Source organism: Plantactinospora sp. CA-294935 (assembly GCF_050936445.1).
GTDB lineage: Bacteria > Actinomycetota > Actinomycetes > Mycobacteriales > Micromonosporaceae > Plantactinospora.
The window spans coordinates 2,377,191-2,401,457 of sequence record NZ_JBNJMU010000001.1; the positions used below are offsets into that span (position 1 = coordinate 2,377,191).

Consider the following 24,267-nt stretch of genomic DNA (forward strand, 5'->3'; position numbering starts at 1 on the left):
CCTGCGGCCGGGTTTCCGGCGGCGCCTGCGGTCACTGGTCGAGGTCCTGGTCGGTTGTCGCGCCCGGTGTTCGTCGGGTGAGGCGTCGGTCGACCCGGATGTTGCTGAGTCTGCGCCGTAGTGGCGGCCGGCTGGGATGGGCGGCCCGGCCATCGGAGGTGGCGGCGAGGCGATCGCGGATGCGTTGCAGGTCGTCGTCGACGGGCTGGATGGTGGTGAGGGCGATCTCCGGTTCCGAGCCCCGGGATCGCTGCGGTGGGGATGCGGTGCCGACGAACCGTCCGTGGGGTGCGACGATCCGGTTCCACTGCTGTTCCCAGCGGGAGGTGTCCGCGGGGCCACCGCCGCACTCGCGCACGATGGACACCACGAGGGGCAGGGTAGGGGGCCGGCGGCCGGTGAGGACCTCCCACTCGGGAGTGCCGGTGCGGCCGGTGCTCCATGGCCGCCTGCGCTGTGGGCGCCAGCTCTCGATGTCGAGCCGCTTGTCGACGACGAGGTCGACCAGGGAGGCCACGAGGTCGTGCACGGTGCGGGCCTGGGCGAGGCTGGCCGGGCACGCGGGTGTGGGTTCCTCGCGGGTGAAGGTGATGACCTCGGTGTCGGCCTCGCCGCCACGCGGGGCAAGGACGACGGTCTCGGTCAGCGGCGGCAGCGGCGACGGAGGGGTGTCGCCGACGTGCGCCGGGCTTGGGGTGGTGCTGCTCCTCTCGCGGTGGAGTGTTTCGGCGATCTTGTGGTAGGCGCGGCATTGGCTCCGATCCTCGTCGGTGACGGCTCCGCCGCACTTCTGTACGGCGAGGAGGAACTGCTCCACGCTGGGCCAGCCGCGGAAGGTGCCGTCAGCCATGGTGGACAGGGTGTTCGGCTTGACTTGAACGGACTTGGCGAGCCGAGCGTAGGGGATGTCTCCCTTCAGCTCACGCAGTTTCATCGCGAGTTGTCTGGCGGGTTTGCGCTCGGAGATCGGTTTCATGTGGCGCCCCATTGCGCGCGCTCCGATCAGGGACGGGGCGGCTGGGCCGCCGGACCGGACACGGTGTGTCCGGTGTCGGAGGGGAGGACGGACCGTGTGGCCTGTACGGCGAGGGCGGTGATGGCGGCGGTGGTCGCCACGCACACCTCGGGCGCGATCCCGAGGAACAGCATCGCCAGGGTGAGCCCGTAGGTTCCGCCGATGAGGATCACCGCTACACCGGTGTGCGGCCGCCGCGCCGGCGGTTCGAGGTGTGGCAGACAAACCAGAGTCTTCACGGGTTGCTCGCGCCCTTTCAGCATGGGGCGCCCCGGCCGCAGGCGAGCACGGGGCGCCGATCGGGTTCAGGCTGCGCCCGGTCCGGCAAGAGTCCGGGGCCGACTGTCATCAGCCACCGGGCAACCGAGCGCTACGTGAAGCGTAGGCATCCGATGTCACGCGAACGGCCACCTTGCATCGTCCAAATAGGTCAATTATTTTTCAATTGATCAATGTGAAGGGTTGAAGATCGTCGGATTGTTCGAGCAGGCCGGACAGGGGGTCCGCCGTGAGATTTGTCAAACTCGGGCCCGTGCTGTGGCGGTCGGCGGGGTTGACCCGTTGTACTGGTCGTACACATCGAGCAGAGCGACCGATCAACTACGCAGTGTGTTGGAAGTTGATGTGGAAGGTGTCCCGGCTCAGCCCGAATGGGTTCAGGCGAGCGGGGTGGGGTCGCCCGCTGTCACGGGTGACCCCTTGAGTCCGGCGTTCGGCGGCGGGGCCGTCTAGAGTCCCGCCGCCGGACGGCGGACGAGCGCGGGTCTCGTCTGGCTTTGTATCTTTCGTCCACAGTGTCGGACTCTACTTTCCGCGCCTGAGTCGTCGCTAGAGGTAAGTCTCACGTTCTGATCTCAATTGATTACCGAACGATGTCGGGTCGGCTCGGCCTCATCGACGCCTCCTTTGTGGAACGCCCAGGTGGTTGCCCCAGTCGTGGCCGTACCTCCTTCAGCGAGGTCCCATCATCGGCGGACGCGGGTGCGAGCGACCAGGTCGTCGGCGCCGCGACCCCTGCCCTGACCTCGGCCACGCGCCATCACCTGCCGGAACGGCCGGGTCACCTACCACATCGGTGGTAGACGTGCCCGCTTGTCCACAGCAAGGCGAGTTATCCACAGACGTGCCGCACGGGCGTTGCTCGGGGTGGGACGCGAGGGCAGTCTCGGACGCGTAACGCTCCTCTCTCGGCCCTGTTTGACCGTCGGGTCGCGTGACGGCTGGTGAGTGGAGGGTGACTTGTTGCGCATTACAATCGACCCTTGCCCCCGCCGTCGTACCGGAGCCCGCCCGTGACCCGTCGTTACCTGTTCTCCGATGAGAGCGGCGACCTCACCTTCAGCCGCAAGCCGAACGTCTCGACGTACTTCGCCGTCGCCACCCTCGTCATCGACGAGCCGCACCTGCGGACACTGCGCGCCACCCTCGGCGCGCTTCGCGACGACCTGGCCTTCCGCAACCACGGCCTCGACTCGTACTTCCACGCCACCAACGACTCCTACGAGATCCGCCGTGCCGTCTACACCGCGTTGTCGGACCTCGACTTCCAGGTCGACGTCACCCTGCTGGAGAAGGCGAAGGCCCAGCCGCACATCCGGGCGAGCGCGGCGAGGTTCTTCCAGTACGCGTGGTTCTACCACCTGAAATGGGTCGCACCCCGGGTCTTCTCCCCTGATGACGAGGCGCTCATCGTGGCGGCCGAACTCGGCACGAGGCAGACCCGCAAGGCGTTCCGGCAGGGCATCGAGGACGTCATGACCCAGTGCATCAGCTTCCGGGTCAAGCGCAGCCTCGCGTTCTGGCCGTGCTCCAGCGACGTCGCGCTCCAAGCCGCCGACTACTGCCTCTGGGCGGTCACCCGACGGTGGGAGCGGGGCGACGACACCTACTACAAGCTGATCGAGTCGAAGATCCGCTACGAGTACGACCTGTGGGCCAAGGGGGACCGCTACCACTACTGACGGCGTCGTCCCACCAGACACGAACCCCCGCCCAACTAGGCTCTCGCCAGAGCCCAGGGGCTCTTTCGTCGGACGGGGTCGCGTCACCTCCCATGCTACCGGCCGGCGCCGTCCACCTGAACCATCCGTCTCGACCTGTCTCGCCGATCTAGCCGTATGTGACGATGTGGTGGGAAGCAGAAGGCCAGCCTGGCCCGTGCAATGGTGTGGCATCTACCGGATCACGCCGTCTCGCCCTGGTCCCGGCGCCGACGGCGCGACGAGCCGCCCCGGTCTGAACCGGCGTTGTCCGGCCGGTCCGATGACCTGCTGCGCGACGGTGGCCGGCGCTCGGCCTTTTTCCTGACCGAGCCGCCGCGTCCGTTTCGCGGCGGCGTTTCAACGCAGGTCTTGACGCCCCGGCCGCGTCGCTGACGCCGCTGGGTCAGGGTGTTGGCGGCGTCCAGCACCAGCCGGGCGGTCGCCTCGGCCGTCTTCCGTTGCGCGTCGGGCAGCACCGCGGTGTAGACGTCGGCGGTGAACCGCATGCTCGCGTGCCCGAGCTGGTCCTGGACCATCTTCAGGTCGGCGCCGGCGGCGTGGGCCAGGGTCGCGGCGCCGTGTCGCAGGTCGTGCAGCCGGATCGGTGGCAGTCCGGCCCGGTCGACGAGCAACCGAAGGCGCTGGGTGAGATAGCCGGGATGCAGCGGCATCCCGTCCGGGCCGGTGAACACGTAGCCGCTGTCGTGGCAGACCTTTCCGACCACGGCCCGCGTCTTCCGGTGGGTCCGCTGCCGGTGGGCGTGCTGACGTAACACCGCCACGGTGTGCTTGTCCAGGGCGACGGTCCGTCGGCTGGCTGCGGACTTCGGCGGCCCCTCGTACACCTCGTAGCCGGCGGTGGTCCGCTGCCGCACCACCGACAACTCCCGTCCCCGCAGGTCGATTTCCGACCATCGCAGCCCGGCGGCCTCGCCTCGCCGCAGCCCGCGCAGGGCGATCAGCCACCACAGCGGATACAGGCCGTCGTCGCGGACGGAATGCAGGAACTCCGCCAGCTGCGCGGGCGTCCACACCGCCACCACCGGACGCGCACCGGACACCTGCCATTCGGCGACCCGGCCGTCGGTTCACACCCGGGCCGGCACCCGGTCGGGGTGGGGCAACTCCACCCCCCGCGCCGGGTTGTCCCTGATCAGCCCGTCCCGGACCGCGACGCCCAACGCCGCCCGCAGTGTGGTTCTCACATGCTGCAGGGTGCACGGCGTCTGCGGCTGCCCGAGCCGGTTGCGGGTCAGCGCGATCTGGGTGAACGCCGCGTTGAGCTGCCGGATGGTCAGGTCGCCCAGGACGAGCGAGCCGAGATGCGGAATCAGGAACCGTTCCACGTCCCGGGTGTAGTGCATCCGTGTCGTCGGCCGGATCCCGGTCTTGACCGACAGCCAGTACCGCAGCCACCGGGCGACCGTCCACGACCGCCCGGCCTGCTCCTCCTGAGACAGCGCCAGCAAATCGTCCCGCGCCCGCTGCGCCGCGGCGGCGGACTCGAAGCCGCCCCGTCGGACCCGCTCCATCCTGCCCAGCACATTGCGGACCGAACAGTGGAAGTACCAGCTGCCGTGGTTCCGTCGCGTCAGGCGAGGACAGGCGGCGCCGAGCGGCCGCCTCGTCGCCGGATCCAGACAACCGCACCGCCTGGCGATCACACCCTGGTTCTTCATGGCTCTTCCTCTCCACGTGGTGGTTGGTGTTCACACCATGCGGCCGGAGCCTGCACCCGGGGTGTCCACTTACGGGGGAATAAACCTTCTGATGAGTCTTTAGTAAGAAATGGCCTTCTCATGATGTTTCCTGGTGGCTGTGAGTCCCGGTTCCGCCGAGGCGGTCGGCGGGCCGGGTCGGCTGCTCGCCGGACTGTGAACCGGTCCGGCGGCCGGCCTCCGGTACAGGTGGGGTTGGCTCCTCGCCATCGGTAGCGCGGGCAGCGGGGGGCGAGGCGGTGACCGGCGGTCCGGCGGCGCGGGCGGCGTCCACGGACGTCGCGGCGCCGTCCGGGTCGGGGGTGGACCTGCGTGGTCCGTTACCGGAAAGACCGGTTGCGATAGAGATCGCGGCGACCACGCCGGTGGCCGTCGCGGTGGCGCCCAGCGTTGCGCCGGAGCCCAGGAACAAGCCGAAGATGATCGCTGGCGGTACAATCACGCCGGTCCGTGGAACCATCCGGGTCAGCAATTCCGTCGGCAGAAGATCCTGTGCGCCGCGCCATCTCCACAACATCCTGAACGACATTTGACATTCGAAACCTTCACCTTCGTCTTCACCTTCGTCACGTGGCCGGCCTTGGACGTCACCGGCGTGTCCCCTGGCGGTGGGCTGGCTATCCGGATTCGATGGATCAGTCAGATCAACATGATCCGACGGTTCCGGTGGGAGGGGACGATCGGTCACGCCATTACCCTTCTACTGCGCCCCGAGGGCTAGTCCCTCGCGACCATCTCGACAAGATCACTGTGTGTGTCTGCCGCATCACGGACCATACAGCCGCCGGTCGCGGGGGCTGCACCAGGCGGGTCCGTCGGCGAGTTGCTGGATGAAGCGGGCAAATCGGTCGAGTGCTGACGTAGCCTGACGGGATATCTCGATATCCCCAATAAAGATATGAAAGGAGTGGCGGATTGCGAGTGAACGCGAATGAGACTCCGAGTCGACCTCAATGAATCGCATGCCGACCGGCCGGTGAGTATGAAATGCCGGACGGTGTCAAATCCTGACCGGGACAATCGCACAAACTGTCCGTCGTTTCACTTCACAACAGACGAAAGTCATGTTGCCGACAGTGCCAGTCGACAGCCACGGATTAACCTCCTGCGGGCCATCACAACGAATGCTGCGACCACGCACACAGCCATGATCACCGCTCGCACGACGCCGCCCGCGTCGGCGAGACTACATACGGCCACCACTGCCGGAAGGGAACATCGTGATCAAACCGGGAACCGTGCCCCCGCGACCAGAGACCGCACTGGCCCGTGGGACCACATCCCGGGAGCGACGCGAAAGGCCCCGCCCATGACAGACGACCGCGCCGACGCCCCCACCGGACTGACCCCACCACCCGCGATCCCCGCCAGCCGCGACCAACCCGCCGACCCAGCGAACCCGGACCCCGCCGCCGACGCCGGACGCGGCCTGGTCCGGATGACCTTCAACCTCACCCCACGCGGCGCCGACGCCCTCGACAGCGCCTGCGCGAGAACCAAGGACACCAAGACCGACACCATCAACCGGGCCCTCGTCGTATACAACGTCGTACTCGGCCTCATCGATCGCGGCGGCGGGCAACTCAGTTTCCAGCGCCAAGACGGAAACTTCGAAACCGTGCACCTCCTCTGAGCCCGCGCCGAACACGAACCCCGGCGAGGGCCCCACCCACACCCGCCGACCCCGGCCGCAGCCCGTACGACCGTGAACGAGGCGACGCTCGCTCTGCCGCCTCGCCCACCCGACCGTGACGCCCCGCCGCCCGCCAAACTCCGAGCCAAGGCCACCGGCCCGACCGGCCCAGCGCGACTCGCACGTCGAGCCGCCGTAACCTCCGACCAGCGACACCTACGAAGACGTCACCTTCCACCCCGCGCACCGCCCGGACGTCGACGGAGACGAGATCAGGGGGCGTTTTTCTCATCGCCGCCACAGGGACCCACCCTCCGACCGGGCGCGCCGTCAACAAGCTCTCCAGCACCGACTGGCTGACCCACCCCGACGATCACAACGGCGGGGTCGAAGCCGGACCACAGCCGAACGACTGACCAACCACAGAGACACCCCCGGCTCATGGGCAACACCAACGACGCCAGACAGCACCGCCAGCGGCGTACACACCCCCGCCCACCTCACCCTGAGACGTGAAGCCGCCGAGACGTCTACCACCACCAGGCCCGCCTCAACCCCCGAACCCCCGCCGGCACCGACCGCCAGGCACCGGACGGCGGCCCCGACCCGCCGATCCCGCTCCCCGAGAGCGCGCCGCCGAAGCGGGCCGGAACCCTCAGGCCTCGCGCAATTTCCAAAGATCGGGCATCCTGTCACTGTCCTTTCACGAAGAGCTACTCGCGATAGGCCTCCACGCCGCCCAGGTTCTCCAGCCAGACGACGCGGAGGCGGGTGACCCCGCCACCGGCGAGGCAGCGAGAGTCGTAAAGACCTTCGCTGATGACCCGCTTGTCGGGGAAGGTCGATCGACACTCTCCCGACAACGTGTCGGGCGATGGACGAGGACGACACCCATGACCACGGGCCCGGAACCCGAACCAGCCCCACCCCACACCGGCCGGCACCACCGTGCCGTCGACGACAACGAGATCCGCCGCCGCAGCGTCAACACCGCCGCAGCCGACTACACCCTGTACGTCCGACACCTCATCGAGCAGTACCACGGCGTCGGCGGACAGGCCGCCGTGCTGCGCATCGCCAGACGCAAGGGCATCCTGCCCACCGGCTTCACCCGACAGTCACTATCCGAGCAGCTCAACGGCCGCTACAAACACGGCCCCATGTGGTCCACCACCCTCATGGTGATCAACTCGCTGCCCGACGAATGCGACACCGCGAGCATCCTCGCCACCGCCGCCGGCCTCCACGCCCACGCCCGCCGCTCCATCCCGCCCGGCTACGACGGACCCACCAGCTGGCCCCCCGACAGCGAACCCCGACCCGAGATCCCGGAGAGCAACCCCACCATCCCGAAACTCCAGGACACGATCGCCCGCCACCGCCGCCAACACCGCACCGAGATCGAAAACCTCCTCAACACACTCCGCACCGTCCAGGACCGCAGGCGGGAAGCCGACCAGCGCGCCGACCGCGCCGAAGCCCAGTACCTCACCACCCGCGAAGAACTCCTCGCCCTCAAAGCCACCGCCGCCGAAACCGCCACACTCCGCGAGGAATACGCCCGACTCGCCGCCGAGTTCGAACTCCTCGCCGCGCCCGGCCTCCGCACCCACCGGCTCCTCGACCTGCCCGACCTGCCCCACACCCGCCAACGGGTCCGCCTCGGACACCTCGCCCAGGCCATCGACCCGACGGCGCCACCAGCCCGCCGAGCCGTGGCCCGCTACCTCTGCGCCTACACCGAATTCGCCGGAGCCACCACCGCGGAACTGTCCGTCCGCGCCGGACTGCACCCCGCCACCGTCCAGGACATCCTCACCGCCCGCCGCGCACCCACCGACGCCCAAGCCGACGAGATCGCCGCCGTCCTGCACGCCGACCGCACCACCGCCCGACACCTCGCCGCACTCGCCCGCGGCATCTGAAACGACAACCAATCAGCGGGCCCGGCGCTTTGTCGGGTCCCGGACCCGACAAGCCCTCCATGTGTCCCGACAAACATCCGACAACCCGCTTCCGGCCCACCCATCAAACACAGGACGCCCACAGAGCCCGATCCCAGCGGAGGCGACCACAGCAGCCTGCGAACGCGGCACTACCGAAGCGGCCCACCGCGGCAACACCGGTGCGCCTCTTGAAACCGGACGTCGTGGCGACGGCGAGGGTGACGCCGACCTACGAACCAAACAGGCACCTGTTCCGGGAGGCCGCCCATACCGGCGAGAACCACGATCACGCCCGCCACGCTGCGCCGAACCCATCAAGGCTCGGATCGGCTGTTGTCGGCGTACGGACGAACGTGGCTCTGGCAAGATTTTCGTAGTGGAAGATCGTCAGCCAGTCGCGGTGCTGCGCCGTAGGTGTGCGATGAGTACGACTCTTTGGCGTAGGAGTGGGATTTTTGCTCGGCCGGCCATGAGCCGCTTCTGGAGTTTCACGTCGGTGATGCGGCCTTCGTTGACGCCGGAGCTGTAGGGCGAGGTGATGGCCTGCACGACTGCCGGCAGGTCATCGCGGATCACCCTGGCGAAGCTGGGTAGTCCGGGCAGATGGCAGGTTTCGAGTTGGTTGAGCCAGTCTGATAGCGGACCGGGTTCGCCGGTGTCGAACAGGGTGGCGAAGGTCCGGACCAGGCTATGGGTGCGCTCGAGTTCGGGGCAGTGTGCCAGCAGGCGCTGAAGCCGTTCGATGGTGTCGAGGGTTCGGCGTGGTGGGCTGGTGGTGATCCAGCGGGCGGCTTCGCGTGGTGACGGGGCACGCTTGTGCGGCTCGTCGATGGGCAGACCGCGGCGCAGCGGCGCGATCGCCATCTTCACCCGCTGATAGTGGCCGAGGAAGCCCTTGGCTTTCAGCTCCGCATGGAGCACTTTGGCATTGTGTTCGCCCTCATTCCAGCGTTGCTGCAGGTACTGCAGGTAGGGGTCAAGAGCGGACGGGACCCGTGGACGCTGGCGGCGTACGCAGTCCTGCCAGCTGGTCGCGGTCGCGTACTTGCGCACGGTGCGCCAGTTCATTCCCAGCTCGCGGGCGACGGCGTTGTAGGCGCGGCCGGTGTCGGTCAACGCGTGGACGGTTTCGAACAGGTGCCGGGCATGGCTGGCCGATCGGCTGTCGGCTGACCGGGTCGCCTCGGTGTCAGCGGGGGCTGGGCGAGCTGGTTCGGGTTCGGGGTTCGCGGTGGGTAGGCAGCCGCGGTGAACGGTGGTGATCTGTTGCACGCGCCGGGACAAGCCCTGCCACAGGTGAAACCGGTCGCTGACCTGGATGGCCTGGGGGGCGCCGCTGGTGATGCCCTGACGATAGGTCGGTGAGCCGTCCCGGCAGGCGATCTGCACGCCCGGATGTGCCTGCAGCCAGTCACGCAGCGTCTCGGCGTCGCGTCCTTCCCACAAGGTGATCGGCAGCCGGGTGTCGCCGTCGACCAGCAGCGTGCCGTAGACGCGGCCATACAAGGCGAAGTCGTCCACGCCCAGGACTCGTGGGGTGACCGGTGTCGGCAGCGGCATTCTCATCAGATGCGACAGCACGCTGGTCCGGGACAGCCCGGCATGCAGCAGGTGCAGCAGCCGGGCACCGCCGCGGCCGGCGAGCAGAACCCCTGCGATCTGCGTCAGGCGTTGCAACAGCGGCGTGCGGCGCTGATAGCGCACCGTCAGCCCGTCGATCTGTTCGGCGAAGGTCACCTTCGAGCACACCGGATTTTCGCAGTACAGGCGACGGACCCGCAGCTCGATACGAGCCGGCCGCCCGCCAATCGCGGTGTCGGCCAGCCAGCGTGTGTATCGACTGTGGGCCCAGTCGCTCACGCTGCCACAACCCGTGCAGGACGACGCCTCGTCTTCGCGGGTACGGGCACGGATGACCAGCACAGGACCAGAGCCGTCAACCGAGGTGACCACGACCGTGGCCAGATGGGGCAACAGCTCAGACAGCTCGACGTCACATTTGGACAGGATCTCGTAGACGCCATATCCAGTGCTATCACCCGTACAAGTGATCTTCCACTACGAAAATCTTGCCAGAGCCACGAACGTGCACGGTGAGGTACAAATGAACGTACACAGCGTGACGGCGTGTCGGAGTGGCTGCGTCGGTCCAATGAGTCAGACTTCGCCCGTTATATCCGATGGGCGAGGATGGTAGCGCGGCGGTGGTTCTGGACGCTGAACGGTGGTTGGAGCTGCGGCCGTTGCGGGCACTGCTCGACGCTGGCGTTAGCGTTGCGGAGATCGCGCGGCAGACCGGGCTGAACCGTCGGACGGTGAAGAAGTACCTGTCCCAGGAGGCACCGATGTCCGTGCCGCGCCGGGTGGCGCCGGCGGGTCACCGCACGCCGGTGTTGGGACCGTTCGGGCATGTGATCGATGCGTGGCTGCGGGCAGAGTTGTTGTTGAAAGGGACGGTGATCCACGAGCGGCTGGTCGCGCAGTACGGGTTCACCGGCCACTACCAGCGGGTGAAGCTCTACCTGCAGGAAGCCCGGCCGCGGATCGCCGCGGAGATGGGGATCGGTCCGGACGAGTTGGCGGGGCTGCACCGTCGGTTTGAGGTGGTACCCGGCGCACAGGCGCAGGTGGACTGGGGCGACGAGGGCGGCATCCTTGCGCACGTCGGGATCCCGAAGGTCTACTCGTTCCACATGGTTTTGTCGTACTCGCGGGACCCGTTCTGCTGCTTCACGACCAGCCAGGACCTGGCGACGTTCTGGAGGTGTCACCGGCGGGCGTTCGCCCACTTCGGCGGGGTCCCCAAGTCGATCGTCTACGACCGGACCAAAACAGTCGTGCGCCGGCACGTCGCGCCGGGGGTTGCCGTGCCACTGCACCCGGAAGCGGTGGCATTCGCCGGGCACTACGACTTCGACGTCGACGTGCTGGCCGCCTACCGTCCGACTGGCAAGGGCCGCGTCGAACGGCAGGTCACCATCGTGCGCGACCACGTGCTGGCTGGGCGGGGCTTCGCCTCGATCGAGGAACTCGATGCGGCGTTCGCCGCGTGGGTGCCGCTGCGGCGGGCGCGTACCCACCGCACGCATGGTGAGGTGATCGGCGTTCGTGCCGCGCGGGATCACGCTGCCCTGCGCCCGATCCCGCCCCGGCCGTACCGGGTCGCCGAGCGGCATCTGCGCCATGTCGGCAAGGACTGTCTGGTCGCCTTCGCTGGCAACCTGTACTCAGTGCCAGCCCGCCGTGTCCGGCACCGGCAATTGGTCGAGATCCGCGCCACCGCAGGCACCGTCACGCTGCATACGACCATGCCGGGCCCGGGCGGCGAGACGTTGCTGGCCTCCCATCCCCGGGCGGTGGGCCGCGGTGCCCGCATCGTTGACCCCGCCCATTGGGACGGCCTGCCCGACGGACACACTCGCGCGGTCACCACCGGCGACCCACCGGCCCCACCGGCCCGGCCTCGGCCGCCCGCCACGGCTGGCGGCCCGTTGCAGGCGCTGCTGAACCGGGCCGCCGCCGCCCAAGTCACCGTGGACCGCCGTCCGCTGTCGGTCTATGACCAACTCACCGGTACCGCCCCCTTCACCGCACGCTCCGCCTCGAAGGATGCCTGATTCGTGAGCGAACTGGTCAACACCCGTATCCGTGCCACCGCCACCAAGCTCGGCCTGCCTCATCTGGCCGGCTGCCTGGAACAGTTCACCGCCCGCGCAGACAGCGAAATGATGGGCTACCTCGACTTCCTCGACTTGATCCTCGAAGAAGAACTTGCCGTGCGCGACGAGCGACGCTTCCGCAGCGGGCTGCGCCTGTCGAAGCTGCCGCACCACAAGACCCTCGACGAGTACGACTTCGCGTTCCAGCCCGACCTGGATCCACGCAAGGTCCGCGACCTGGCCAGCCTCGCGTTCGTGCAGGCCAAAGCCAACGTTGCACTGCTCGGTCCACCCGGCGTCGGCAAGACCCACATCGCCGTCGCCCTCGCGGTCGCGGCCTGCCGAGCCGGATTCACGGTCTACTTCACCACCCTCGACGACATGGTCCGCCAACTCAAAGCCGCTGACGACATCGGACGCCTGCTCGGCAAGCTACACACCTACCTACGCCCCAACGTCCTGATCATCGACGAGGTTGGCTACCAGCCCCTCGAACGCGCCGAGGCCAACCTTGTCTTCCAGGTCATCTCGAAAAGATACGAAAAGGGTTCGACCCTTCTAACATCGAACAAGAGCTTCGGCGAATGGGGCCAGGTCTTCGGCGACGAAGTCCTCGCTACCGCCATCCTCGACCGGCTCCTGCACCACTGCGACGTCATCGCCATCAACGGCCCCAGCTACCGGCTGAAGAACCGCCTTACCGCTGTCGAAGGCGCCGCAACGACCAACGTCGCCTAACGTCAGATCGCGCTGAGGGTAGCGCGACACCCCGCACGGGCGGATGATCTCGTCGTGGACACCCACGAGCAGCTTCTGCACCTCGCCATGTCTGACAGGTACGCCGAGCGTGTCCGTGCTGGACAACTCCTGAGCCGGTTCGCTGGCGAACCACGCACCGACAACGTCCTCCTGAAGCTGTTGCTCGACTCCACGGACACCGCTGTCACCGACGCCACCGCCGAGACGCTACTCGCCCGTCAGGACACCGCCGGGCTTCGGCTATTCGCCGCCGCCTGGCATCTGGCCCAGCCCGAGACCGGAGAGCACCTCAACAGCGCATGGTCGAGCGCCCTCTATCACCACGCCCGCTACAACCCGGAAGATCAGCAGCGGCTCCAAACCACAATTGCAGCCCTGCGCGACGACCCCAACGAAGCCGCACGCCAAGGCGCGCGGCACCTCCTCAAGACACTTCCCTCCAGCCCTGCCTGACCATCAGAGCTGCCTACCCAACAGGACCAGCCCTGTGCATGTTCATTCGTACCTGGCTGTGCACATCAACAACCCGTACGCCGACAGCTGTGCGGGTAACACACGACCGCGTCGTGGCAGACGCTGCGAGGGTCGAGCCGCCGGCACGGCGGAGGCTCCTGCCGCCGGGGCGCGATCCGGCATGGAGTCCGAGCACTGGGCCGCCGGCCCCTACCTGCCGCTGGCGTCGATGCCTCAACCTGGGGATCGGGGTTGCGGGCGGCGAACCCGGTGGGGCACGCTGGGCCTGCTACTTCGACGGACAGCGATGGCTCGTGCGCTCTGCGCGTACGGCGGGTCCGCCGGGGATGGCGGCATGGAGGCTGAGGGGGACAGCAGGGGTGTTGGGACTGTACGGGGATCCGGACGAACTCGACCGGCTGGCCGGACGTCTACGCACCCGGGCCGGTGAGGTGCGGGAGCAGGCCGCTGATCACGAACGGCGTGGCCAGGCGGCGCGGTGGGTGTCGGTGTCTGCCCAGTCCTTTCGGGACCGGGTCGCGCAGGATCGGGCCCGGGCGGACCGGGTCGCGGACGACCTGGACTGGGTCGCCGAGACTGTGGCCGCCCACGCTCAGGAGGTCCGGGAACTGCTGGCGCTGATCGCCCGGATCGAGGACGAGGTCACCGGCTGGTTCGAGACCGCGGCCCAGCGGCTGCGGGACTACGCGCCGCTGGCGGGCGGACCGCTGCTGAAGGCCGCCGTCGAAGCGCCGTGGGCCGCCTGGCCGTTCCAGCCCGGAAACCTACCCGCCTCCGGAGATCGCAAGTGGCTCGAGGTCGGCGAGTTCATGCGGGGCAAGGGACTCTAGATGGCCACCGCACACACCGTGCTGCCGGCACACCGTCTGCTGCTGTCCGCCCCGGAATGGGCCCTGCTCCTGCACGCGAGCGGACTGCGACCACCACCCGGCTTCGCCCCCGCGGATCCGCCGACGGATCAGCCGCCGGAGACGGCGACCGCGCTGGCCGACCGGGGCATCGTGACGACCGACCCCGACAACCCGACCGGATACCGGCCGGTCGCCCCGGTCGCGACGAACCTGGCAACCCTCGGCGCCGCCCGGGCGATCGTGCAGCTGGAGGTGACCACCGGAAACCGGGGAACACGCGCGGTGATCGCCGTGGCCGGCAATGTGGGCAGCGGCCTGATCGCGCTGGACGACGGCGGTGTCGAGTTGTCGATGTTCGCCTCGGTGACCCTCGCCGCCGAGCTGATCCGCGCCGTGCCGCCCGCACACGAACTCGCCGGCCCCCGGGCGACGCTGCTCGACCAGGCCCTCGGCGGCGCCCGTGGCGGCCGGGAACTGGTGGGGCGGCTGCCGCTGGCCGCGTTGGCCGAATACGGCCAGGCGGGGGACCTGGCTGGGGCGTCCGGACGGCAGCAGGTGGTTTCGGCCCTGGGCCTGACCGCGGCGCAGGCGTGGTTGGCCGAGCAGGTTAACAGCCGCACCGTCGGGGTGCTGCGGGCGGTGGTGACCGGTCGGGTCGGCGACGCGGTGGGGGTGGGTCAGGTGGTGTGGTTGGCCACCGACGACGGCTGGCTCGGCCTGCGCCCCGTCCCCGACGGGTCGGGGCGGCGGATGGTCGTGCTGGAGTCGGTCGGCCGGGAGGACATCGGGGTGTGGCTGGCCCCGTACCTGGCTCAGATCCTGGCAGACGCCGATGAGTGACCCGCAGCTTCAGGTCAGCGGCGGCGCGGGCGGCACGAACGCCCGCTACGAGGACATCGGCCTGCTCGCCCAGCACAGCGACGACCTCGCCGGCGACCTGGCGGCGATCACCGCCCAGGGGCACGGGATGCTGGTCGACCCGGACCTGCTTGCCTCCGCGGTCCTCAACCCCGACGGGTTCGCGAAAATCGAAGCCGGCCTCCTCCAAGCGCTCGACGGCCCGGACGGGCTGACCGCCCTGTCCCTCGACTTCGGCCAACGGGCGATCGCGCTGCGGACCGTCGTCGCCTCCTACCAGGCGGTCGACGAGGCACAGGCCCGAACGATCGACACCCTGCGCTGGAGCCTCGGCTTCGGACTCGGCCTCGGCCTCCAAGGCGCGGTCGCGAACCCCCTGGCGGCGCTGCCATTCGCCTCGACGCTCGGCGCCGCCGGCGCCCTGTTCGGCGACGACCTCGACTGGCAGCAACTACTCACCGACCACCCCGGCATCATCGACACCCTGGTCGGAATGGGACCAGGTCTGGTCAGCAGCCTGCCCGGCGCCCCACTCGTCGGCGACGTGCCCGGCGCGGCGAACCTCCTCGCCGACTGGTACCAGGACGGCACCTTCACCGCCACCGCCCCCGACATCAACGGCACCGGCACCAACATCGACACCTCCGACACGATGGTCCGCCCCCCACAAGGCTTCGCCGACCTGATCGCCGGACTCAACTACCGCAACGGTGAAGCCGACGCCGGCCAGCCCGACCAGATCGACGTCCGCGTCATCACCCATCCGGACGGCAGCACGGCCTACGTCGTCGACATCCCCGGAACCAAGGTCATGAACATGCCGTGGGACCCCGCCAGCCCGTTCCTCAACGACATGGGCACCAACGTCCACGTCCTCGGCGGCGACACCACCTCCCGCCAGCACGCCATCGCCGAAGCACTGAAAATGGCCGGAGCGAGCCCGACCGACCCGGTGATGCTCGTCGGGCACAGCCAGGGCGGAATGGTCGCAGCCCAAGCCGCCCACGACTCCGGCACCAGCGGCTTCCCGTACAACGTCACCCACGTCGTCACCGCCGGCTCCCCGATCGCCAACACCGACATACCTACCGGGGTCCAGGTCCTGGCGATGGAGAACGCGCACGACATCGTGCCCCACCTCGACGCAGGCGACAATCCCGACCGGCCCAACCACACCACCGTCACCTTCGACGACCAGAACGGCAACATCGGCAAGAACCACGCCACCGACCTGGCCTACCTTCCCGCCGCACGCGCGCTGGACCAGAGCACCGACCCGTCGGTGGTGGCGTACCGGGACAGCGCCGGCGCGTTCCTCACCGGCGGCGGGGACGGCACGACGGTGGAGTCGAAGGTGTACGAACTACACAGAGTCCACTGATGCAAGTGAGGGGAGGGGGCGCGGATGCGGTGGCCGAGGAATCGTAGGCTGGTCGGCGCTGGACGGCTGGTTGTCACGGCAGCGGTCGCGCTGATCGCCCTGGCCTCCTGTTCCGTGCTGGCCGAATCGCCGCAGGAGCAGGAATCCTCGGACGCGATCGCCGCGCAGATCCAGACAGCGCTCGCCGCACGGCCGGACGTCGTCACCGTCAAGGTCGGCTACCAGAACAACCTCAGCGCAGCCGAACGAGTCGACGTCACCGCCACCCTGACAGCGGGTACCGACTTCACACCCTTCATCGACGAGGTCACCCGCCTGGTCTGGCAGAGCAAACTCCACCCACTCAGCTCCATCAACATCTCCGTGTCCGACGCCGACGACATTCAGCGCAGCACCAGCCGCCACCTCGCCCCCGCGGACGAAGACAAAACTGAACTAGAACGCAAGTACGGACCTCGGCCACCGAAGTAAGCAGACCGGCTAACCAGATTTGATCCGCGACGCGAAGTCCTACAGCCTATCGCCGTCAAAGCTGCAAGCGAGCTTTCACCGATTGGCCGGGCGGATGAGATATCCCCACTGCGGTTCTTGATCGCACGGTGGCCCGAGATAGGGGAAGCGACGGTCGATGCGCTAGCGATATTGAGCGTACATTGCTATCCATTGCAAGAAGTCTGAGGTGATCATGAGTACCTACTTGGGGCTATATTACCCCTTTATTCACTTCCGCGACGAGGCATGGCTGAAGCTGACCTCGCTGTACTGGGATGGGATGGGTCGGATCGTGCCCGCCGGCTACAGCCTACGTGACAGCGGAACAGTCCGAGAGTTCAAGGATGGCGGCTACATCCGTGATTGGCGCCCTAGCTCACAGGCCGAACCGGCACGTGAGTTCAGGGAAATGCTCGACGCCTGTGGCGAACGCCTAGCTTTGCGCTACGGAGTCAGCCTCTCTGAGTCTTGGCCCGACGACCCCGCGACCGTCAATTCTCACGCTGCCCACTTCGGCAATCCCAAGTTGGCTTACATCTTCGGCCCGAAGATTTCCCCGGAACTCGTTGATGACCTTGAGGTCCTCGGCTTGGCTCAACGGGGAGGGCGTCACGACCCCTACTGGATTGGCATGCATCCAAGGCTGGCAGCGATGTACATGACGGCTCTCGCCAACGCAATGGGCAATAGGCGCAAGGCCCAGCCGGTCAGCGACGACATGTACAGCCACGTCGCAATCGGTGACTTATCCGTACACGAAATGGCCGAGACTCTGCTCGCCGATCGGGAGAGTGATATTCGCCCATCGTCGCCCGAGGGGGCCGAACACCTCATGGTCGGCCTCACTCTCAAAATGGTTGTCCCTTCCCACATCGACAAAATATCCCCACGAAAACTGCTCGATTTCCGGGCCCGCTACCCGAGCGAACGAGCGGCTTTTCAAACACAAATTCAAGACATGGTCGCCACCCTTCAGGCCAACAGCATCGCCGACCCCGATGCTCTGCGCGACCACCTGCAAATTCAGTACGAGAAGGTCCTGCAACCATCCCTGGCTGATCTCAAGCACCGCCTCCGGGACGCGCGTGTCGACACCACGACGGGGTTGACCAATATTAAAGTCAGTCTCCCTGCTGGAACAGCCGGTCTCATGATGCTTGGAGGTGCAAAATCGCTCTTTGTCGCAGGACCTATCGCGCTTAGTGTCTGGGAGATTTGGCGTGGCTACCGACAACAGCGAGAGGCCCTGCTCCGTGAGCGACCCGCAACGTCATACCTGTATAAACTGGGCAACGATCTGCGACCACAGGACCTTGCTAGCCGTATAACTCGGTTGGGTCGACGCACCGTGCCACCGCGATCAGTGACGTGAAGGTGCGGCCGAGGTGATCGACGCCTCGGGCAGCGAGGTTGCCACGCACCGTTTGAGGTATGGCCAGGCGATGGCGGCCCGTCTGGCGGCTCCGCATGAAGTATTGGCTCGGATCGTGGGTGGCATCCCGTCTCCGACGACCGAACAGTCGGTGATGAAGCGGGCAACGCGGACGGTCAGGTGCGGCGAAGACAGCCGAGGCATGCAGGCGTAGCGTCAGGCCTCCTCACAGTCCCTGTGCTGCGGACGTTGGGTGTCACGTGGCTGCTATTGGCACGCCGTTCGTCGTGGCGGCGGGCCAGGCCGGTCGACGTCAGCGGCCCTCACGTCGTGTCCCCGCTACCACAGTCCCGAATGACCCTTTCGCAAATCCCGATATTGACCGAGGTGATGCCGAGTTGCCGGTACAACGCGATGCCCTCGGCGGCAGCGGGAACCGCCTCCCCGAACCGGCCAGCCGAACGCAGCGCTTTGGCGAGGATGGTCAGCCCACCGGCAAGGTAGAGCTGGTGGGCGGTGGCGTCTGCGGCGGCCAGCTCACGCCGGACCGTGACGGATTCGGTGGCAGCGGTGACCGCCTCCTCGACCCGACCAGCACGATTTAGCGCGTTGGCGAGGCTGATCAGCGCGTCGGCGAGGTAGGGCTGGTGGGCGGTGGGGTCGGCGGCGATCAGCTCGCGCCGGATGGTGACGGATTCGGTGGCGGCGGTGACCGCCTCCCCGACCCGTCCAGCGCGATCCAGCGTCCTGGCGAGGCTGGTCAGCGCGTGGGCGAGGTAGGGCTGGTGGGCGGTGGGGTCGGCGGCGGCCAGCTCGCGCCAGACTGTGACGGATTCGGTGGCGGCGGTGACCGCCACCCTGACCCGTCCAGCGCGATCCAGCGTCCTGGCGAGGCTGGCCAGCGCGTGAGCGAGGTAGGGCTGGTGGGCGGTGGGGTCGGCGGCGGCCAGCTCGCGCCAGACTGTAACGGCTTCGGTGGCAGCAGTGACCGCTTCCTTGACCCGGTCAGCCGTATTCAGCGCGTTGGCGAGGGTGGTCAGCGCGACGGCGAGGTAGGGCTGGTGGGCGGTGGGGTCGGCGGCGGCCAGCTCGCGCCGGATGGTGACGGATTCGGTGGCGGCGGTGACCGCCTCCCCGACCCGTCCAGCGCGATCCAGCGTCCTGGCGAGGCTGGCCAGCGCGTGGGCGAGGTCGGGCTGGTGGGCGGTGGGGTCGGCGGCGGCCAGCTCGCGCCGGATGGTGACGGATTCGGTGGCGGCGGTGACCGCCTCCCCGACCCGTCCAGCGCGATCCAGCGTCCTGGCGAGGCTGGCCAGCGCGTGGGCGAGGTAGGGCTGGTGGGCGGTGGGGTCGGCGGCGGCCAGCTCGCGCCGGATGGTGACGGATTCGGTGGCGGCGGTGACCGCCTCCCCGACCCGTCCAGCGCGATCCAGCGTCCTGGCGAGGCCGGTCAGCGCGTGAGCGAGGTAGGGCTGGTGGGCGGTGGGGTCGGCGGCGGCCAGCTCACGCCAGACTGTAACGGCTTCGGTGGCAGCAGTGACCGCCTCCCCGAACCGACTAGCCAGAAGCAGCGCATCGGCGAGGGTGGTCAGCGCGCCGGCCTTGTCGGTCGGTGTAGGGGCGTGGGCGGCTCGGCCGTGGGCGATCGCGATTTGGGTTCGGTTGAGGACGTTGCGGTAGTCGGGGAGGAGTTGTTCGAGGGTTTGGGCGGTCTGCCAGTCGGGGTCGGTGTGGTCGATGCAGGTGGCGGTGGCGGCGTCGATCGGGCCGTGCCCGGCCAGGGCGACGCGGATGGCGATCGGCAACAGCCGGGCCGGATCAGCCCGCAGCAGGGTGATGGTGGCGGTATGGGCCGTGGTGGTGTGGGTGGCTGCGCGGGCCAGGACGGTGACCACGGCCGTGGCGTGTTCCGGGGTGTCGGCGGCGAGGCAGACCGCGGCGGCCAGGTCAATGTTGTCGGTCAGGGCGTCGGCGATGAGGTGCTCGGCGAGGGTCGCCGGTAGCTGGGGTCGGGCCCAGAACCCGATCACCCGCGGATACAGGTGCAACCACGTGCAGAGCCGATCGACCAGCTCGGGTGTGCTGTGACGTAGGCCGGGCAGGAGCGGCAGCAGCTGGTGGGCGTCGGCGCGGGTGCGGGCGCCGGTGAGCATGGTGAACGCCAGCAGATCCCGCAAGGTGTCGACTCTGACCTCGGGATAGGCGTCCAGTCCCTGCTCGCTGGCATGGTCGAGCCAGCGTTGCTGCTCTCGGACCATCAGCCGATTGACCGCGTCGCTAACCTCGACCGGGCCGACTTCGCCCTCGCCGGCGCATAGCACCGCCTCCAACGCCGCTGCCTGCAGCAAGATCAGGGGGGTGCCGGCAGCGATTCCGACCAGTTCGATGCCAACCGGGTCGGTGCCGAGATGGTCGGCGAACGCGGCCAGCGCGTGTTTCGCCGCGACCCGCTGACTGGGCACGTCCGCGCCGATCGTGCCCAACCGGGTCCGCCCGGCGATCTCAACCGCCGCTGGCAGGGGCTGCTGCACGTCGGTCCACCAGTCACTGAACTCCCGGGCCACCAGCAGCACCCGCACCGTCTGCCGGCCACCCGGCCGATGCGCCGCGACCAGTAGAGCGGCGAGGTCGTCACGCCCGTCCGTGTCGTCATCACGCACATCCGCGTCATCGACCACAACCAGGACCGGCTGGTCCCAGCCAGCCGCCACCTCGATAGCTTCCCGGCGATGCCCAGCGCGTACCCAGCCCACCGCCCACGGGCCCGTCTGCTGCGTCCGCAGCGCCTGGCTCACCTGCATGGCCAGTCGGGTCTTGCCCGAACCCGCCCCACCTTCCAGCAACCACACCCGACCCCGCTGATGCTCGACACACCACCGGCGGATCGCCCCGACGTCCCGGTAGCGGCGCGTCGCGAACGGCACCACCGCCTCCCACGGCGCCAACCAGCTCAACACGCTCTCGCCCGACCCGGCTCCGCCAGGTCCCGGAGCCGGACCGGCCGTGAACACCTCTGCCCAGCGTTCCGCACGCGCCAACCGTTCCTGGCGCCGATCCCAGCCCAGCCCGGACGCGAACCCGAGCAACGCACCGCCGGCCGCGACCGGCACACCCACCCAGGGACTATCGACGTATTCCGGCATCGCGGCAGCCCCGCCAGCAATGACGACACCGGCCAGGGCGCCCACCACCCGGCCGGACCACCGTCGCTGCCGCTCCACCATGGGACACATCGTGCCGCGACCGCGCCAGCACCATCAGTCACAACCGGACAGACCCGACTGGTACGAATGACCCAGAACTCTCACCCATCGGTCCGCTTCCATGCATCGAATGGTGATCGCCGTAGCACAGGGACGATCATCACCGACACGATCTTGAGGGAATGGCGCTTTCGTCCATCGGGCCAACGTCCCGGACGCCTAGCCATCCATGCCGGGCGTCCAGAATCCTCAGCTCAAACGCTCTGCATCTGCCGAGCTGTCCGGGACACCATCTTCTACAAGAGTTCCCAGCGCCTCGTCGAATCGCCACCCGATGGGCCACACATCGTGCTGCCGGTCATCGCGAAGGAGAACCACGTTGTTGAACCTGGCGCTAGCGTTGAACGTCGCCGCATCGAACCGGACACGGTCGCTGAATCCCGTTCGGCTGGACCCGGCGCCGCTGCTGAACGTCGCATTATCGAACGCGGCGACACCATTGAATGTCGAATCAACGAATACCGCGCCGCCGTTAAACGTCGCCCCACCAAACCCGGCGACGCCGTTGAACGTCGCGCCATCGAACTGGACGCCGTGCTGGAACGTCGCCCCACCAAACCCCGCGACACCGCAAAACGTTGCGCTGCCGAATATCGCCCCGCCGATGAACGTCGCGCCACCGAACCCAGCGACGGAACTGAATGTGGCTTGGTGAAACTCCGCTTCGCTGTGAAACGTCGCGCCATCAAAATGGGCGCCGCTGCTGAACGTCGCACTGTCGAACGCGACGCGGGCACTGAACGTCGCCCTGCCAAACACGACGCCCCTGACGAACGTCGCCCCGCCAAACTCGGCGACGTCGCTGAACATCACATCGTCGAACCGGGCGCCGCTGCTGAATGTCGCTCCGTGAAACCGGGTAGTGCTGCTGAACGTCGTCTCCTCGAATCGGGCCCGGCCGTTGAACGTCACCTCGTCAAACCCGGCGATGTTGTTGAACGTTGCCTCTTCGAACCGGGCGACGCCACTGAATTTCGCCCTGTCGAATGCGGCGACGCTGTTGAACGTCGCTCCATCGAATCCGGCGCCGCCACTGAATCTCGCCTCGCCAAACCCGGCGACGCCACTGAACGTCGTCCGGTGGAATCCCGCGCCGTCAGTGAACGTCGCCTCGCCGAACCGGGCGCGGCCGTTGAACGTCGCCCCGTTGAATCGGGCACCGCCGCTGAACCTCGCCCTGTCGAACCCGGCGACGCCACCGAAGGTCGCGCCATCGAACTGGACACCGTGGCTGAACGTCGCTCCATCGAACGCAGCGACGCCGCTGAACGTCGCATCACCGAACATCGCGATGCCGTGAAAGTTCGTCCTGCTGAAGTTCACCTGGTGAAGGTCGCAGTCACTCAGGTCGATGCTGATGAGAGTGGCTTCGGTCATGTCCAGGACGCGATTCCCCCAGTACAACGGGTCAGGACCCCCGTCCTCGTTGGTCGGCCTGAGGTGCCGGGCGAGGATGCGCTGCGCCGCGAGGCGAACCTGCCGCTCCTCACGCGGGTCAATCGTCGGCTTGCCTACCTTGTCGGCTCCCCCATGTCGAGGCGCCGACGCCACAGACCCGTCACTGTCATGACTTGTGAGTGCCTCAGCCGGGCTGTCCGAATCCAGGGTGAGCAGATCGTCGGGCGGGCTGTAGGGCATGCGGAGGTAGGCGCAGATGACCTCGACGACGCTCTGCCGGTGCGGCGGAGTGTCCTGGGCGAGACGTTCGAGAGAATAGAGGCCGGCGAGGCGCACGGGCGCCTTGTCCGAGCCGAGCTGATCGGCAGCCTTGACGTACAGTTCGGTGACCCGCCGCTCGCCGGCGTCGTACTCGGTGGCCCGCTGCGCTTGCTCGGCCAACTCGTGGGCCTGCTCGGCCAATTGCTGGCGCCGGAAGGCGAGTAGCAGAGCAAACGCGGCTCCCACCGCAGCGCCGACGGACAGGCCGGTACGAATGCCCTCGATCCGTACCTTTTCCCGCTCGATCGGACTCCCACCGGCCGGAATACCATTCTGTAGCCACCACACCGCGCCCGACGTGAGCAGCGCAACGAGCAGGGCTCCGACCAGGATTATCCACGTGCGGATCGGCAGCAACGATTGGTTGGGTTTCTCCACCTCGGCCGGCGCCGGCCGGCGCCGCACCAACCCCAAGGCCGCGCGCCAAGTGGCAGCACGGCCGGCAACCACGCAAGCCAGGCAGACGACCGCCACGACCACCAGCAGCCAGTTCGCTGCCAAGGCGTTCCACCGCGCTACCCACCACGTTGCCGGCACCCGGGTCAGTAGTACGGTCAGCAGACCCAGGACACCTCCCATGGAGATCACCATTCGGAGATGATTCGTCACAGCGGGCAATCGTGCCGCATGTCGGCAACTTCTGCTTTCCACCCACATGCTCGCTGCACGGGATTCGACCGACGAGCCAGGCCGGACAAGCGCGACCGAGGACTTCAGCGGCTGGTAAGCGGTCCACAGGAAGGACCGGAATGACTGTCGGCTCCGCCTAAAAGCTGACCCCGTGGTTTCGGGCGTTGTTGGCGGAGTTCCCGGACATGCCCCGCCGCACCGGGCCCAGACGGGAGTCAGGCCGTCAAGCGCATCCTCGGCGGGCTGTCCGGTATCGCGCTTGGCCTCGGCGAGCTTACGCAACGAGGGCTGGGGCGCGGGCCACGCCGCCCGCCGCACCGGTCTTCGTGCCCGTCACGGCTACCTTGCGGTCGGAGCGGCACACACCTGGTGCCAGGTCATCCTCGACACGCTCGCCGATCCGACCGCACCGTGGCGCACGCACACTGCTGCCGCGACGGCAGGTTGAGTGGTCACTTCCACTGCCTGATCAGTATCGGTGGGGGCGTGGACGGCCAACGCCGCAGGTAAGTCAC

The 24,267-nt window shown here is 67.9% G+C and carries 20 protein-coding genes; 12 read left to right on the forward strand and 8 right to left on the reverse strand.

Annotated elements, in window-relative coordinates:
* Positions 1–31 precede the first annotated feature (31 nt).
* A complete protein-coding gene (locus tag ACQEVC_RS10690) occupies positions 32–976 on the reverse strand; it encodes a hypothetical protein (protein WP_432875782.1) in 945 nt (314 codons plus the stop codon).
* 26 nt (positions 977–1,002) lie between these two features.
* Positions 1,003–1,188: a hypothetical protein gene (locus ACQEVC_RS10695; protein WP_432875785.1), complete on the reverse strand. Its 186-nt coding sequence runs from the start codon at positions 1,186–1,188 to the stop codon at positions 1,003–1,005.
* 1,119 nt (positions 1,189–2,307) lie between these two features.
* On the opposite strand from ACQEVC_RS10695, the gene ACQEVC_RS10700 reads away from it, so the two are divergent.
* Entirely contained in the window at positions 2,308–2,976 is a 669-nt protein-coding gene (locus ACQEVC_RS10700) for a DUF3800 domain-containing protein (RefSeq protein WP_432875787.1), read from the forward strand.
* Between the two features lie 221 nt (positions 2,977–3,197).
* On the opposite strand, the gene ACQEVC_RS10705 is transcribed toward ACQEVC_RS10700, so the two are convergent.
* The 3 genes from ACQEVC_RS10705 to ACQEVC_RS10715 all read right to left on the reverse strand — a co-directional run bounded on the left by ACQEVC_RS10705 (position 3,198) and on the right by ACQEVC_RS10715 (position 5,403).
* Positions 3,198–4,058: a site-specific integrase gene (locus tag ACQEVC_RS10705; RefSeq protein WP_432875790.1), complete on the reverse strand. Its 861-nt coding sequence runs from the start codon at positions 4,056–4,058 to the stop codon at positions 3,198–3,200.
* Positions 4,059–4,085: 27 nt separating this feature from the next.
* Complete coding sequence (locus ACQEVC_RS10710) at positions 4,086–4,529, reverse strand: hypothetical protein (protein WP_432875793.1); 444 nt, start codon at positions 4,527–4,529, stop codon at positions 4,086–4,088.
* A gap of 265 nt (positions 4,530–4,794) precedes the next feature.
* Entirely contained in the window at positions 4,795–5,403 is a 609-nt protein-coding gene (locus tag ACQEVC_RS10715; RefSeq protein WP_432875795.1) for a hypothetical protein, read from the reverse strand.
* A gap of 621 nt (positions 5,404–6,024) precedes the next feature.
* Between ACQEVC_RS10715 and ACQEVC_RS10720 the strand changes: the two genes are divergently transcribed.
* Positions 6,025–6,348 (forward strand): hypothetical protein, encoded by a 324-nt coding sequence (locus tag ACQEVC_RS10720; RefSeq protein WP_432875798.1) that lies wholly within the window; start codon positions 6,025–6,027, stop codon positions 6,346–6,348.
* A gap of 893 nt (positions 6,349–7,241) precedes the next feature.
* Positions 7,242–8,273, forward strand: a complete 1,032-nt coding sequence (locus tag ACQEVC_RS10725; protein ID WP_432875801.1) for a hypothetical protein — start codon at positions 7,242–7,244, stop codon at positions 8,271–8,273.
* 408 nt (positions 8,274–8,681) lie between these two features.
* On the opposite strand, the gene ACQEVC_RS10730 is transcribed toward ACQEVC_RS10725, so the two are convergent.
* Positions 8,682–10,247: an ISL3 family transposase gene (locus ACQEVC_RS10730; protein WP_432891278.1), complete on the reverse strand. Its 1,566-nt coding sequence runs from the start codon at positions 10,245–10,247 to the stop codon at positions 8,682–8,684.
* 227 nt (positions 10,248–10,474) lie between these two features.
* On the opposite strand from ACQEVC_RS10730, the gene istA reads away from it, so the two are divergent.
* The 8 genes from istA (at position 10,475) to ACQEVC_RS10770 (ending at position 18,140) form a co-directional block, all read left to right on the forward strand.
* Positions 10,475–11,911 (forward strand): IS21 family transposase, encoded by a 1,437-nt coding sequence (gene istA, locus ACQEVC_RS10735; RefSeq protein ID WP_432875804.1) that lies wholly within the window; start codon positions 10,475–10,477, stop codon positions 11,909–11,911.
* Positions 11,912–11,914: 3 nt separating this feature from the next.
* Positions 11,915–12,691 carry an IS21-like element helper ATPase IstB gene (istB, locus tag ACQEVC_RS10740; RefSeq protein WP_432875807.1) on the forward strand — a complete coding sequence of 259 codons (777 nt, stop codon included), beginning with the start codon at positions 11,915–11,917 and terminating at the stop codon, positions 12,689–12,691.
* 54 nt (positions 12,692–12,745) lie between these two features.
* Positions 12,746–13,165 carry a hypothetical protein gene (locus ACQEVC_RS10745; RefSeq protein ID WP_432875810.1) on the forward strand — a complete coding sequence of 140 codons (420 nt, stop codon included), beginning with the start codon at positions 12,746–12,748 and terminating at the stop codon, positions 13,163–13,165.
* A gap of 380 nt (positions 13,166–13,545) precedes the next feature.
* Positions 13,546–14,016, forward strand: coding sequence for a WXG100 family type VII secretion target (locus ACQEVC_RS10750; protein WP_432875813.1), 471 nt, complete (start codon positions 13,546–13,548; stop codon positions 14,014–14,016).
* Positions 14,017–14,877, forward strand: coding sequence for a hypothetical protein (locus tag ACQEVC_RS10755; RefSeq protein WP_432875815.1), 861 nt, complete (start codon positions 14,017–14,019; stop codon positions 14,875–14,877). It begins immediately after the preceding gene.
* Positions 14,870–16,276, forward strand: a complete 1,407-nt coding sequence (locus ACQEVC_RS10760) for an esterase/lipase family protein (protein ID WP_432875818.1) — start codon at positions 14,870–14,872, stop codon at positions 16,274–16,276. The genes ACQEVC_RS10755 and ACQEVC_RS10760 overlap by 8 nt, the downstream gene beginning before the upstream one ends.
* A gap of 24 nt (positions 16,277–16,300) precedes the next feature.
* Positions 16,301–16,747, forward strand: coding sequence for a hypothetical protein (locus tag ACQEVC_RS10765; protein ID WP_432875821.1), 447 nt, complete (start codon positions 16,301–16,303; stop codon positions 16,745–16,747).
* 214 nt (positions 16,748–16,961) lie between these two features.
* On the forward strand, positions 16,962–18,140 hold the full coding sequence (locus ACQEVC_RS10770) for a DUF6236 family protein (protein WP_432891281.1): 1,179 nt from the start codon (positions 16,962–16,964) through the stop codon (positions 18,138–18,140).
* Positions 18,141–18,463: 323 nt separating this feature from the next.
* Here the strand turns inward: ACQEVC_RS10770 and ACQEVC_RS10775 are convergent, their stop codons facing one another.
* Together ACQEVC_RS10775 and ACQEVC_RS10780 are read right to left on the reverse strand one after the other, a co-directional pair.
* A complete protein-coding gene (locus tag ACQEVC_RS10775) occupies positions 18,464–21,364 on the reverse strand; it encodes a tetratricopeptide repeat protein (protein ID WP_432875824.1) in 2,901 nt (966 codons plus the stop codon).
* 228 nt (positions 21,365–21,592) lie between these two features.
* On the reverse strand, positions 21,593–23,713 hold the full coding sequence (locus ACQEVC_RS10780) for a pentapeptide repeat-containing protein (protein ID WP_432875826.1): 2,121 nt from the start codon (positions 23,711–23,713) through the stop codon (positions 21,593–21,595).
* Positions 23,714–23,903: 190 nt separating this feature from the next.
* On the opposite strand from ACQEVC_RS10780, the gene ACQEVC_RS10785 reads away from it, so the two are divergent.
* Positions 23,904–24,200 carry an abortive infection family protein gene (locus ACQEVC_RS10785; protein WP_432875829.1) on the forward strand — a complete coding sequence of 99 codons (297 nt, stop codon included), beginning with the start codon at positions 23,904–23,906 and terminating at the stop codon, positions 24,198–24,200.
* Positions 24,201–24,267: the final 67 nt, after the last annotated feature.